Below are 12,345 nucleotides of genomic sequence, written 5' to 3' on the forward strand. Positions count from 1 at the left end.
ACGGCGGCGCGCTCGGGGCGCACCGGTTCAGAAGCGCATGAACACGCTGGCGGTGATGGCGTTCTCGGTGAAGGAGCTGCTGCCCGCGGACTTCTGCCGGCGGTAGGCGAGGCTGCCGGTGGTATCGGGACTCAGTTGGGTACTCAGCCCGAGGGAGAACAGGGTGCGCCGCGTATCGATCCTCCTGATGCCCGCGCCACGGGCCTCGGTGCGGGCAAGTCCGGCGTTGAGCGAGCTTTTCCCCGACAGGCGATGGGTGAACCTCAGCGCGGCGGTCTTCTCGCGGACCTCGTCGAACACCGACAGGTCGTCCTGGGGATTGACCATGGCCACTTCACCCAGGCGCTCGCGGTGGGAGCGGGTGAACGACAGGCTCAGCACGTTGCGCACGCCGATCAGCGAGAAGCCGGCCTGCAGGCGGCGGTCCAGGAAGTAGTTGTTGGCGATCACGGCGTCGCGCAGGCCCACGTCGCCGTAGCCGAGCGCCTGCAGCAATTCCCGTACCGCCTGCTCCCGCTCGAGGGGATCGCTGATGCTGGCGGCCAGGGCGTCGTAGAACAGGCGGAAGAAGGGGTCCTGGTACAGCGTCGCCAGCGTCTGCAGCGAGGAGGTGATGTCCCGCGACCAGCCCAGTTGGAAGGCCGAACGGGCCCGCCGGTAATCGATGCTGACGTTGTGGCCGCGGCCGAAGATGCGCTTTTCGGTGGTGGCCGAAATGTTGGTGCGCGGGTTCGGGGTCCAGTCGAAACCGGCGCCGGTGATGCTGCCGCTTTCGCCCTTGCGCACCGCATAGTCGTTGGATTCGTGCCCGCCGATCAGGCGCAGGCGCAATTGCGGCGTGGCGTTGATGAAGAGCGTGGCGCGCGCGATTTCCTGGGTCACGTCGGGGCTGTCGCTGTCGCCGTAGGCAGTATCCGCGTGGCTGTAGCTCACCCCCCAGCCGAGATAGCCGAAGGCGGTGGCATTGCCGGCGTCCAGCGTCCACTGGCCGAGGCGCTGGCGGTCGAACTCGTCGGCGCCACCGTCGAGCCAGCGCGCGATGTAGCGCAGGGTGGCGGCGGTATCGCCGTGGCGCAGTTCGAGCCGCGGCGCGACACCGAAGCTGCGCGTTTCGCTGTCGCTGTCGGTGTTGAGGGCGTCACCGCGCGCACGGCCGGCGAAGAGGGACAGGTTGTCGCGGGTGACGGAGGCATCGAGATCGAAGAAGAGCAGCTTTTCCAGCGCCTCGACGCTGCCGCGGCCGACCAGGGACAGGAAGGACGTATCTTTCCCGCGACCGGAAAAATCCACCTGGTTGCGCAAACGGGCGTTCAACTGCCCGCTGACCCGTCCGCCTTCCCGCGAGACGGCCACGCCGGGCGACACTTCGGCCACGAAGCCGCTGCCCTTGTCCCGCCTGTCCGCGCCCACGTTGTCCGACCAGGTCAGACTGCCCGTCAGCGATGGTTCGATGAACGCCTGCTGCGCCGCGGCCGGAGCACTCCACCAGGCGGCCAGCGCGCACAGCACGGCGGCTATGGACGCCCCCCTCGCTTCCCCGCGCTCAGGCCGCATCCGGACGTGCCTCGTTGCCGTAGCCGTAGCCATATCCATACCCGTAGTAGCCGCCCGGCCCCCGGTCGCCGGACTTGTTGAGCACGAGCAGCTTGACCGGGCAGTTGTCGATGGCCGCCAGCGCCTGCTTGACGGCGGCGTGCGTGGTGCGGTTGGCTTCCACGACCAGCACGACCTGGCCCATGTGCGTGGCCAGTTCGTGTGCCTCGGTCGTGATCAGGAGCGGCGGCGAGTCGAACACGATGACCCGCTCGGCGTAGCGCGTGGCCATTTCCTCGAGCAGCCGGTTCATGGCCTCGGAGGCGAGGAGTTCCGTGGCACGCGGCTGCGGCATGCCGGCCGGCAGGACGGTGAGTTTCTCGACGTTGGTGCGCAACAGCACGTCCTGGAGTTCGGCGCCGCCGGTCAGCACGTCCATCAGCCCCTTCTCCGGCGCCAGCCCGAAGCGCTGCAGTACGGACGGGCGCGACACGTCGGCATCGACCAGCAGCACCGTATGGTCCAGCTCCATGGCGATGGAAAGCGCCAGGTTGATGGCGGTGAAGGACTTGCCTTCGCCCGGCAGGGCGCTCGACACCATGATCAGGTTGCCGTTGTCGATGTCGGCGGCACCCTTGCCCTGCAGGTTGCGCAGCAGCGGGCGCTTGATGACGCGGAACTCCTCGGCGAGGGCCGAGCGCGGCTTGTCCGGCGTCACCATGCCGACGCGCGCCAGCATGCCCAGGTCTATCGACACCTTGCGCCCGCCCGGGCGCAGCGGCGGCACCGCGATCCCGGCCGGCCCCGCACGCTCTGGCGCCACCGCAGGCGCGGAGGCCGGCGATGGCGCCGCGGGCGCCGGGGACGGCACCGCCCCGTCCGCTTCCTGCGCCGGCAGGCCGCCGGCCTGCTTCAGCTTTTCGAGCCGCTCGGCGGCCTTTTCGATCAAGCTCATCGACTGCCTCCGCCTGGGGTCCGTCTGGGCATGCGCCTAGGGTCTGTTGACATACGTTTCATGGGTCGCGCTCGGCCGAGTGGGCTTCCAGTGCAAGGCGCGGCGACGCGGATTGGGTGGCCCCCAATCAAGGAGCCGCAACGCGGCAATGGGGGCCCACTCGGCCGAGCCCTTCGGGTTGTGTCCAAACGCCCCCGCTACGGCGTTGCGCTCCTTGTCAAGGGGGCCGCCCTTGACGGCGTCGCGCGCCTTGTAGCGAGAGCGTTTGGACACAACGCGACCCATGAAACGTATGTCAACAGACCCTAGCCTTGCAACATCTTCAACGCCGCGGTCACCACCGCCACCGCGCCGGCGTAGCCGGCCACGCCCCCGGCGAAGGCGTAGCGCCCGCGACGCTCGCTGGCCTCGCGGCGGGGATCGCCCAGCAGCGACACCGTGCCGAGTACCGGCAGGCCCGTCACCTCGCGCAGCGAGCGCCCGTCCGCGAAGGAAGGTCGCAACTGGCTGATCAGGAAGGTCAGCGCGGCACCGGCGCCGATCGCGGCGACGCTGGCGGCGAGCATCAGCAGCGCACGATTGGGCGCGGCGGGCTTCAGCGGCAGGCTGGGCGGATCGATGACGCGGAATTCGGCGATGCCCGAGGTCGCGCCCATCTCCACCGAGATGTTGGCCGATTCGCGGCGCTGCACCAGGGTTTCGTAGTTGCGCTTGTGTACGTCGTAATCCCGGTTGAGCTGGGCCAGCTCGGCGTCGATCTTGGGCAGCAGCTCGGCCGATGCCCGCAGTTCCGCGAGACGCGCCTCGTGGGAACCCACCCGCGCCTGCAGCGAGGCGATGCGCGCCTCGGTCTCGGACAGCACCAGCTTGAGCTGCTGGTAGACCGGGTTGGCGTTGAGCGAGCCGAACTGCCCGGGGCCAGCCTCGCGGCGCATTTCGATTTCCTTGAGCTTCTGCGCCTCCAGGTCCTCGATCACCCGCCGCGTGCCGATCACGTCGGGGTGGGATTCGGTGTAGCGCTGCAGCAGGGCGTCCAGCGTCTTGCGCATGGCGTCGATGCGGCCGTCGATTTCGGGGATGGACACGCCCGCGGCATTGGGCATCTGCGGCAGCAGCACCGGATCCTCGCCCTGCAACTGGCGCTGGGTCGCGTCGCGGGAGTTGATCGCCTCGCGCAGCTCCAGGCGGGCCTGTTCGAGCTGCGCGCTCACGGCGGCCAACTGTCCCACGTAGTCGCGCCCGCCGGCATCGAGCAGGGCCATGTTGCGCAGGCGGAAATCCTTGAGGCGGTTTTCCGCGGCGGTGAGCTTTTCCTCGTAGTTGCGGATCTGCTCCTCGATGAAGCGGCGTGCCGTATCGGTGTCCTGGCGCTTGCTGACCAGCCCGGATTCGACGAACAGCGACATCAGCGCCTGCACCACGCGCTGCGCGCGCTTCGGGTCGCCGTCCCGGTAGGCCAGCGTGAACAGGTTGTCGCGCCCGGTGCCGCCTATCCTGAGCCCGCTCATCAACTCGCCGACCAACTGCTCGCGCTGGGGGCCGGAGGTCACCTCCAGGTTCAGATCGGCCATGTTGATCAGTTTTTCGACGTTGGGCCGGGTGATCAGCGTGCGGCTGAGAATGGCGATCTGCTGGTCCAGGTTGGGCTGCACCGCCAGGCCGGACATCAGCGGACGCAGCACCGACTGCGTATCCACGTAAACGCGCGCCGTGGATTCGTAACGGTCCGGCATCGTGTAGATGACCACCGCGGCGGCGGCCCCCACCACCCAGGTCAGCGCCAGCCCCCACCAGCGGAAGCGCCACATGCTGCGCAGCACGCCCACAGCCTGTCGGAGGATATCTTCCATTGCTCAACCCACCAGCAAATTGCGCGAGGCCCGCATGCGCGGCCGGAGTCTCATCAGAACCAGCTCTGCGGGATGATCAGCACGTCGCCCGGACGCACTTCCACGTTGGCCGACACGTCGCCGTCCTTGAGCAGGTCGTCGATGCGCACACTGTACTGCTTGTTGCCTTCGCTGGTACGCAGGATGGAGGCGCGGTTGCCGGCGGCGAACTCGGTCGTGCCGCCGACCGCGATCATCACGTCGAGCAGCGTCATCTTCTGCACGTAGGACAGGATCTGCGGCTTGGCCGCCTCGCCCACGACGCGGATCTGCTCGCTGTAGGGGCCGACGAAGCTGGTCACGATGACGGTGACCACCGGTTCGCGGATGTACTTGCCCAGCGCCTGCTCGATGTCGCGCGCCAGGGTGGTGGCGTCCTTGCCCAGAGCGGGCAGATCCTCGACCAGCGGCGTGGTGATCTTGCCGTCGGGGCGTACCGGCACGGTCATGGACAGTTCCGGGTTGCGCCACACCACGATGTTGACGCTGTCGCCCGGCCCGATCACGTAGTTGTACTCGGAATCCGCCGCGCTCGCCGGCGCGGGCGGGTAGCTCGACGCACATCCCGCGGCCATCGCCGCCGCAAGTACCGCCAGCCAGACTCGACGCATGGAGGCCGCGAAGCCGGATGGAAACATGATCATGGTCAACTCCCCTCTCAGGCCAGAACGATATATTGCGCCCTGCATATTGTGGTCATGCTAAGGGGCGATTGAACACCCCCAAAGGAACAAATACACAACCGCTTACAGCGCCGGCATGGGTCGCCCGGTACAGTCCGATGCATTTCTACAATAACTTTCGCCAGGGAGGCGACGATGAAGCCAGAACACGCCCTGCTCGAGCCCCGAGCGCGCGTATTGCCTGCGTTTGCTTCTTCTCCGGCCCATGCCCAGGACGACTTTCAGCCTAGCACCTTCGATCAGCATTTCACGATCGACTGCGACGGCTACCAGATTCGCCTTGCCGACCATTCCGACACCTTGCGCACGCGCATCAGCCTGCTCATCGAGAAACTGTATGCCTGGCGCGGCCTGCAGGCCAGCCATGCGAACGTGGCGCCGCTTCCGCATCAGACCACGCTGGTGGCCTGCCGCGACGACCACCATCTGTTCGGCACCGTCACGCTCGGGCTCGACTCGTGCGACGGGCTGATGGCCGACGGGCTGTACCAGGACGAAATCGACGAAATCCGCCGCAGCGGCGGCCGCGTGTGCGAAGTCACCCGGCTCGCCATCGACCCCGAATTCGGCTCCCACCGCGTGATGGCCCAGCTCTTCCACCTGGTCTTCATCCTCGCCCGCATGGTGCACGGCATGACCGACCTCTTCGCCGAGGTCCATCCGCGCCACAGCGACTACTACCGCCGCATGCTCGGCTACCGCCTCGCCGGTCCCGAAAAGGTGTGCCCGCGGGTCGGCGCGCCGGCCGTGCTGCTCCACATCTCCCTGGCGGACGTGGAACGCCACATCCGCGAACGCGGCGAGGGGCGCACCCTGTACCGCCATTTCTTCCCGCTCGAGGAGCAGTGGCGGCTGTTCGACCAGTTGCGCGAGCCGCTCAGCCAGGCGATTTCCTGACCACGGGCCGGACTCAGAACCAGCGCCGCAGTTCGATATAGACCCGGTCGCGCTCGTCGTAGCGGCCGAAGATGCCGTCCGTGCGCCCGCCGAACAGGTCCGCACCGAAAACGCCGCGCCATTCCGGCGCGATCCGCCACACCAGCTTGGGCCGCAGCATGTAGTCGCTGCGGTTGAGGCTGGCCACGTAAAGCAGTTCCGCCTCCAGCGCGTCGCCGAAGCTGCGGTTGACCAGAAAGGTCATGCCGCCCTCGTGGCGGTCGTTGGGCATCAGGCGCTCGTGGTCGTAGAACACCCGCTCGTAGTACTGAAGGTTGAAGCGCCACACGTCGCGCACCGGGATGTCCAGGCCGACCACGTAGTCCAGCGTGTCCGAATCGTGCAGGCCGTAGCGCGCTGCCGGGTCGGTGGTGGAGAAGCTGCGCCCCCCTGTATAGACCGCCTCGCCCTTGAGCACCAGGCTGCCGAGGTCCTTGGACAGGGTGAAACCGGTCTGCTGGATGCGGTCGTGGCGCAGTTCGAAGCGCGTGCCGCCGTCCAGCGCGTACAGCGTGGGTGACACGTCGCGGCTGCGGTAATGGTATGCGGCCAGGTCCCAGCCGTCGATCAGGCGGGACAGGCGCAGCCCCCAGTTGGTGTTCGACAGGGTGGCCGATGTGTCACGCTCCTTGACCCGCGTGCCGGCCGGCAAGGGGAAAGGGTAGAAGTCCGCCCCGGGCTTGCCCACCTCGTCGAAGCTCGGCACCGGAATCCACAGCAGTTCCAGGTGCGTGTCCTCGCCGAAGTGCTCGGCCCGCACGGCCCACTGGGGCGTGCGCAGGGCCTCGAACTCGGGCAGGTAGAATTCGCGCAGGTCGCGGGCGGAAACCACGTCGGCGAAGAACAGGCCCACCATCTCGCCCCACACCACGTGCTGGCGGCCGAGGCGGAATTCCCAGTCGCCGGTGCCGAAATCGGCGTAGGCCTCGCGGATCATGAAGCCGCTGCGCTGGTCGCGCCGCACCGCGCGCGGGTAGTAGCCATCCTCCAGGTCGTAGGCCGCGTCCACGTCGGCGCGTGCGGACAGCTTGTAGCGGCTGCGCGGCCCCAGGCTCGCGCCCACCCCCAGTTCCAGCCGGCCGCGCAGCTTGGACCAGTGCCCGTCGTCGGGCCAGGTGTAGGCCGCGCCGAACTCGGCATGGCCCGAGACGCGCGGGCCGGACGCCTGATCCGCCCCGGACGCGGCAGCCGGATCGGCGTCCAGGTCGAACAGATCGTCGAGCCCTTCGTCGGCGGCCGTGGCCGCACCCGCACTCAGGCCCAGGACAAGCAGCAGCGGGAGGAGTCGCTTCGGTCGCATGGGGGATGGCTCCATCAGATCTCCGGTTCCTCGTCGGTGGTGCGGCGGTCCTGCACGAACACCCACTTGTCGCCCGCGCGCATGCCCAGCGCATTGATCTGGCCGTCCTCGATGCGCACCAGGCGGTCGGCCATGTTCATGACCCGGCGGTCGTGGGTGGAAAAGATGAAGGTGGTGCCAGCCTTGCGGTTGATGTCCTTCATCAGCCGCAGGATGCCCTCGCCGGTCTTGTGGTCCAGGTTGGCGGTGGGCTCGTCGGCCAGCACCACCTTGGAATGGGTCGCCAGGGCACGGGCGATGGCCACGCGCTGGCGCTGCCCGCCGGAGAGCTGGTTGGGGCGGTGGGTGGCATACTTGCCCAGGCCGACCATGGCCAGATAGTGCTTCACGCGCTCGCGCCGCTCGCTGCGCGACAGCTCGCGCAACTGCAGCAGCGGGTATTCCACATTCTCTTCCGCGGACAGCACCGGCAGCAGGTTGAAGGTCTGGAAGATGAAGCCTATGGTGCGCGCGCGCAGATCGGCGAGTTCGTCGGGCGTCTGCCCGGAAACGTCGCGCCCGTCGATCAGAACCCGTCCGTTCGAGGGCGTGTCTATGCAGCCGATGATGTTGAGCAGGGTAGACTTGCCGCTGCCCGAAGGCCCCGCGATGGCCAGGAAAACGCCAGGTTCGACCGAGAGGCTGATGTCGGTCAGCGCCTGGACCTCCTGCTCGCCGAGGAGGTAGCGCTTGTTGACGTTTTCCACCTGTACGATCGCCATTTCGCGGGCCACACTGGGGACGAGACTGCCATAAGGATAGCACCCATGACGCACAGATCACCTTCCCGCCGCCGGTTTCTCGCGCTCTCCGTGCTGGGCATCACCACGCCCACGCTGCTCTTCGCGGCGGAAAGCGACGAGGTGGACCCCGCCCGCCGACTGGTGGCCCATGCCGACGAGATCCGCTTCCCCCAGGCAAGCTTCCAGACCGACATCACCGTGCGCAATTTCAGTAACGGCCAGGCCGGCGACGAACGCAAGTACCGCGTGCTGTCGCGCGGCAACGAGAACACCATCGTACTGACCATGGAGCCGGCCTCGGAACGCGGCCAGGCCCTGCTGATGCGCGGCCGCGACCTGTGGATCTTCATGCCCTCGGTGTCGCAGCCGGTGCGCCTGTCGCTGGCCCAGCGCCTCACCGGCCAGGTGGCCAACGGCGATCTGGCGCGCGCCAACTTCGCCGGCGACTACAACCCCACGCTCACCGGCCGCGACGTGGTGGACGGCCTGCCCTGCCAGGTGCTGGATCTGGCCGCCGCCGATCGCGGCGTGACCTACGCGCGGGTCAAGTACTGGGTCCGGGAGGACAACGCCTGGCCGGTCAAGGCGGAGTTCTACGCCCTCTCCGGGCGCCTGCTGAAGACCTGCCGCTACCTGGATTTCCGCGAGATGGCCGGCCGCGTGCGCCCCACCCGCCTGGTCATGGAAGACGCGCTGAAGGCCGGCGAAACCTCGGAACTGACCTACGAGGCGATGAACCTGCGCGACCTGCCCGAACGCATGTTCACGCGCGAATACCTGCGCCGGCTGGGCTGACGCCCCTGCGGGGGTACTGTAGGAGCGGGCTTGCCCGCGATACGGCGGTTCCAGCTACAAATGACGCCGCATTCGCGGGCAAGCCCGCTCCTACCGACGGCTCAAGCGCCGTAATACGCCCGATACCACGCAACGAAGCGCGCCACCCCCTCGCTCACCGGGGTGGCCGGCGCGAAGCCCGTCCATGCGTTCAGTTCCGCAGTGTCGGCATAGGTCGCCGGCACGTCGCCGTCCTGCAGGGGCAGGAAGTTCTTTTCCGCCTTGCGCCCGATGGCCGTCTCGATGGCCTCGATGAAGGCCATCAGCTCCACCGGATCGTGGTTGCCGATGTTGAACACCCGGTAGGGGGCGTTGCTGCGGCCCGGATCGGGGCGGTCGGCATCGAAGCCGGCATCCGCCTCGGCCACGTGGTCCAGCGTGCGGAGCACCCCTTCGACGATGTCGTCGATGTAGGTGAAGTCGCGCCGCATGCGGCCGTGGTTGAACACGTCGATGGGCCGCCCTTCCAGCATCGCGCGGGTGAACAGGAACAGCGCCATGTCCGGCCGGCCCCACGGCCCATACACGGTGAAGAAGCGCAGGCCCGTGGTGGGCAGGCCGTAGAGGTGGCTGTAGGTGTGGGCCATCAGCTCGTTGGCCTTCTTGGTGGCGGCATACAGGCTCACCGGGTGATCCACGCTGTCGTGCTCGGAGAAGGGCATCTTCGTGTTGCCGCCGTACACGCTGGAACTGCTGGCATACACCAGGTGGCCCACCTTGCCGTGGCGGCAGCCTTCCAGGATGTTCATGAAGCCCACCAGGTTGCTGTCCACGTAGGCGTGGGGGTTCTGCAGCGAGTAGCGCACCCCGGCCTGGGCGGCCAGGTGGATCACACGGTCGAAGCCCTCTTCGGCGAACAGGCGTTCCATGCCGGCGCGGTCGGCCACGTCCAGCTTCACGAAACGAAAGGCCGGATGCGGGGTCAGGCGCGCCAGGCGGTCTTCCTTCAGGCGCGGATCGTAGTAGTCGTTGAGGTTGTCCAGGCCGACCACCTCGTCGCCGCGGGCGAGCAGGCGTTCGGAGGTGTGCATGCCGATGAAGCCGGCGGCGCCGGTGACGAGGACTTTCATGCGCGTCGATCTCGCGTGCGGGAACAGGCGCCGATTATCGCATGCCGCACTTTGCGCAACGCGGCGCGCGTATTACGCTTCCGTGAAAAACCGCGCGTCGGCGCACCACGAGGAGACGCCCCTGGAAGCCACCGAACCCTCGCTGTACACCGTGATCGCCGGTACCTTCGGCGGCATCGGCCTGTTCCTGCTCGGCATGCACCTGCTCACCGACGGGCTCAAGCTCGCCGCCGGGCGCGCGCTGGAAGGACTGCTGGAGCGCTTCACCTCCACCCGCCTGCGCGGGCTGGGCGCGGGCATCCTGATCACCGCGCTGGTGCAATCCTCCACGGCGGTCACGCTGGCCTGCATCGGCTTCGTCAATACCGGCCTGCTGTCCTTGCGCAACGGCCTGTGGGTGATCTTCGGCTCCAATCTGGGTACCACCACCAACGCCTGGCTGGTGGCCTGGCTGGGCTTCGGCTTCAAGATCAGCGCCTTCGCGCTGCCCTTCGTCGGCATCGGCGCCACGCTGATGCTGGCCGCGCCGGGCATGCGCACGCGCGCGCTGGGCCGCGCGCTGGCCGGCTTCGGCGTGCTGTTCCTCGGCATCGACGTGCTCAAGGACACCTTCTCCGCCTTCGGCGAGGAGATGAACGTCGAGGACTACCTCGCCGGCGGCCTGCTCGGCCAGTTGCTGCTGGTGCTCATCGGCACGCTGATGACCATCCTGATGCAGGCCTCCGGCGCGGTCATCGCCATCGTCATCACCGCCGCCTCGGGCGGCCTGCTGTCCATCGAGGCGGCCTGTGCGCTGGTCATCGGCACCAACATCGGCACCACCTTCACCGCCATCCTGGCGGCCATCGGCGCCACCTCCAACGCACGCCGGCTGGCCGCCTCGCACGTGTTCTTCAACCTGATCACCGGCGTGGTGGCGCTGCTCATGCTGCCCATGCTGATCGCCCTGCTCGGCCTGATCCGCGACTGGTTCGGCAACGCGAGCGACCCGGCCACCACCATCGCGCTGTTCCACACCGCCTTCAGCGTGCTCGGCGTGCTGCTGATGGTCCCGCTCAGCAACTGGCTGCTGCGCACACTGGAAGGCCACTTCAAGAGCCGCGAGGAAGAAGTCGCCCGCCCGCAGTATCTGGACGCAAACTCCGCGGCGGTTCCCGACCTCGCCCTGCGCGCGCTGCGCATGGAGCTGAACCGCAGCCAGGCGATGGCCACCGCCTGCCTGCGCGGCGCGGCCGCCGAGCAGGCGGGCGAAGCCGCCATCCGCCGGCAGCGCGACACCCTGCAGACCTTGTCGGCCGCCATCGCCGGCTACACCGGCAAGCTCAACACCGAGCACCTGCCGCCGGTGCTGGTGGACCATCTCGCGCGCAGCCTGCGCGTGCTGCAGTACCAGGAGAACGCCGCGGAAAGCAGCCTGCAGGCCGCCGACCAGGCCGCCAGCCTGAGCCCGCTGACCCCCACGCTGCACGGCGCGCTCACCGCCTTCGCCACCGCCGCGGACGCCCTGGCCGACGCGGCGGACACCAGCCGCGCGGAGTTCGGCGGCGAACAGGTCAACCAGCGCCTGCGCGAGACCGAGGAAGATTATGCCCGTCTCAAGGAAGCCCTGCTGGCGGCCGGCGCCCATGCCCAGATGAGCATCCGCGACATGCAGGACCACCTGCGCCACGCCAGCCTGCTGCGCCGCGCCGCGCAGCAGACGGCCAAGGCGGCGCACTACCTCGCCGCCCTGGACGCCGGCGTGGCGCCGCCGCCGGACGGCGCCGCCGACACCGACCAGGCCGCGGTGGCCGAGGCCGCGTGAAGCCTGTCGGGACCGCCTGCTACAATCCTCGCCCGCCCCCTTCCCCGCCGCGCCGATGGACTACCCCCGCCCCGCCTTCGAAGACAAGATCTGCCCGCCCGCGGCGCTCGCCGGGCGCGCCGGCTCGCTGGCGCGTCCGCTGGTGTTCACCAACGGCTGCTTCGACATCCTGCACCGCGGCCACGTCACCTATCTGGCCCAGGCGCGCGCGCTGGGCGCGGCCATGGTGGTGGCGCTCAACACCGACGCCTCCGTGCGCCGCCAGGGCAAGGGCGACGACCGCCCGGTCAACCCGCTGGAAGACCGCCTGGCGGTCATGGCCGCGCTCGAATGCGTGGATCTGGTGACCTGGTTCGACGAGGACACGCCGCTGGCGCGCATCCTCGAATGCCGTCCGGAGGTGCTGGTCAAGGGCGGCGACTGGGCGCCGGAGCGCATCGTCGGCACCGCCGAGGTGCGCGGCTGGGGCGGCAGCGTGCATTCCATCCCCTTCCTCCACGAACGCTCGACCACCGACCTGATCCGCCGCATCCGCAGCCTGTAGGAAGCTGCACCGGAC

General features: G+C 68.4%; 11 protein-coding genes. 4 read left to right on the top strand and 7 right to left on the bottom strand.

The features are described from left to right. Positions 1-27: 27 nt before the first annotated feature. The 4 genes from E6O51_RS09290 to E6O51_RS09305 form a co-directional block, all read right to left on the bottom strand. Entirely contained in the window at positions 28-1,554 is a 1,527-nt protein-coding gene (locus E6O51_RS09290; RefSeq protein ID WP_168735236.1) for a TIGR03016 family PEP-CTERM system-associated outer membrane protein, read from the bottom strand. Further along, on the bottom strand, positions 1,544-2,488 hold the full coding sequence (locus E6O51_RS09295) for an XrtA-associated tyrosine autokinase (RefSeq protein WP_136384712.1): 945 nt from the start codon (positions 2,486-2,488) through the stop codon (positions 1,544-1,546). The genes E6O51_RS09290 and E6O51_RS09295 overlap by 11 nt, the downstream gene beginning before the upstream one ends. A 305-nt stretch (positions 2,489-2,793) precedes the next feature. After that, positions 2,794-4,338 (bottom strand): XrtA system polysaccharide chain length determinant, encoded by a 1,545-nt coding sequence (locus tag E6O51_RS09300; protein ID WP_136384713.1) that lies wholly within the window; start codon positions 4,336-4,338, stop codon positions 2,794-2,796. Between the two features lie 53 nt (positions 4,339-4,391). Then, on the bottom strand, positions 4,392-4,988 hold the full coding sequence (locus tag E6O51_RS09305; RefSeq protein WP_230976755.1) for an XrtA/PEP-CTERM system exopolysaccharide export protein: 597 nt from the start codon (positions 4,986-4,988) through the stop codon (positions 4,392-4,394). Between the two features lie 207 nt (positions 4,989-5,195). Here E6O51_RS09305 and E6O51_RS09310 point away from each other — a divergent pair, with 207 nt between their 5' ends. Next, entirely contained in the window at positions 5,196-5,957 is a 762-nt protein-coding gene (locus E6O51_RS09310) for an N-acyl amino acid synthase FeeM domain-containing protein (RefSeq protein ID WP_136384714.1), read from the top strand. A gap of 13 nt (positions 5,958-5,970) precedes the next feature. Here the strand turns inward: E6O51_RS09310 and E6O51_RS09315 are convergent, their stop codons facing one another. Together E6O51_RS09315 and E6O51_RS09320 are read right to left on the bottom strand one after the other, a co-directional pair. Beyond that, positions 5,971-7,296 (bottom strand): DUF1302 family protein, encoded by a 1,326-nt coding sequence (locus tag E6O51_RS09315; RefSeq protein ID WP_211091372.1) that lies wholly within the window; start codon positions 7,294-7,296, stop codon positions 5,971-5,973. Between the two features lie 14 nt (positions 7,297-7,310). Further along, positions 7,311-8,057 (bottom strand): ABC transporter ATP-binding protein, encoded by a 747-nt coding sequence (locus E6O51_RS09320; protein WP_136384716.1) that lies wholly within the window; start codon positions 8,055-8,057, stop codon positions 7,311-7,313. A 45-nt stretch (positions 8,058-8,102) separates the two neighbouring features. Between E6O51_RS09320 and E6O51_RS09325 the strand changes: the two genes are divergently transcribed. Beyond that, on the top strand, positions 8,103-8,873 hold the full coding sequence (locus E6O51_RS09325) for an outer membrane lipoprotein-sorting protein (protein WP_136384717.1): 771 nt from the start codon (positions 8,103-8,105) through the stop codon (positions 8,871-8,873). Between the two features lie 101 nt (positions 8,874-8,974). Here E6O51_RS09325 and E6O51_RS09330 read toward each other — a convergent pair whose 3' ends face one another. After that, positions 8,975-9,982 (bottom strand): NAD-dependent epimerase, encoded by a 1,008-nt coding sequence (locus tag E6O51_RS09330; protein WP_136384718.1) that lies wholly within the window; start codon positions 9,980-9,982, stop codon positions 8,975-8,977. 82 nt (positions 9,983-10,064) lie between these two features. Here E6O51_RS09330 and E6O51_RS09335 point away from each other — a divergent pair, with 82 nt between their 5' ends. After that, the gene (locus E6O51_RS09335) at positions 10,065-11,786 is read left to right on the top strand and encodes a Na/Pi cotransporter family protein (RefSeq protein ID WP_269140101.1); all 1,722 of its coding nucleotides are present in this window, start codon (positions 10,065-10,067) and stop codon (positions 11,784-11,786) included. Positions 11,787-11,841: 55 nt separating this feature from the next. Beyond that, positions 11,842-12,330: a D-glycero-beta-D-manno-heptose 1-phosphate adenylyltransferase gene (gene rfaE2 / locus E6O51_RS09340; protein ID WP_136384719.1), complete on the top strand. Its 489-nt coding sequence runs from the start codon at positions 11,842-11,844 to the stop codon at positions 12,328-12,330. The last annotated feature ends 15 nt before the right edge of the window (positions 12,331-12,345 follow it).

Source organism: Pseudothauera rhizosphaerae (genome assembly GCF_004801305.1).
GTDB lineage: Bacteria > Pseudomonadota > Gammaproteobacteria > Burkholderiales > Rhodocyclaceae > Pseudothauera > Pseudothauera rhizosphaerae.

Excerpts from the sequence above, each read along its gene's own strand:
- rfaE2 (WP_136384719.1), top strand. The coding sequence starts at position 11,842 with ATGGACTACCCCCGCCCCGCCTTCGAAGACAAGATCTGCCCGCCCGCG.
- E6O51_RS09290 (WP_168735236.1), bottom strand. The coding sequence starts at position 1,554 with ATGCGGCCTGAGCGCGGGGAAGCGAGGGGGGCGTCCATAGCCGCCGTG.
- E6O51_RS09325 (WP_136384717.1), top strand. The coding sequence starts at position 8,103 with ATGACGCACAGATCACCTTCCCGCCGCCGGTTTCTCGCGCTCTCCGTG.
- E6O51_RS09300 (WP_136384713.1), bottom strand. The coding sequence starts at position 4,338 with ATGGAAGATATCCTCCGACAGGCTGTGGGCGTGCTGCGCAGCATGTGG.
- E6O51_RS09295 (WP_136384712.1), bottom strand. The coding sequence starts at position 2,488 with ATGAGCTTGATCGAAAAGGCCGCCGAGCGGCTCGAAAAGCTGAAGCAG.
- E6O51_RS09320 (WP_136384716.1), bottom strand. The coding sequence starts at position 8,057 with ATGGCGATCGTACAGGTGGAAAACGTCAACAAGCGCTACCTCCTCGGC.
- E6O51_RS09310 (WP_136384714.1), top strand. The coding sequence starts at position 5,196 with ATGAAGCCAGAACACGCCCTGCTCGAGCCCCGAGCGCGCGTATTGCCT.
- E6O51_RS09330 (WP_136384718.1), bottom strand. The coding sequence starts at position 9,982 with ATGAAAGTCCTCGTCACCGGCGCCGCCGGCTTCATCGGCATGCACACC.
- E6O51_RS09305 (WP_230976755.1), bottom strand. The coding sequence starts at position 4,988 with ATGCGTCGAGTCTGGCTGGCGGTACTTGCGGCGGCGATGGCCGCGGGA.
- E6O51_RS09315 (WP_211091372.1), bottom strand. The coding sequence starts at position 7,296 with ATGCGACCGAAGCGACTCCTCCCGCTGCTGCTTGTCCTGGGCCTGAGT.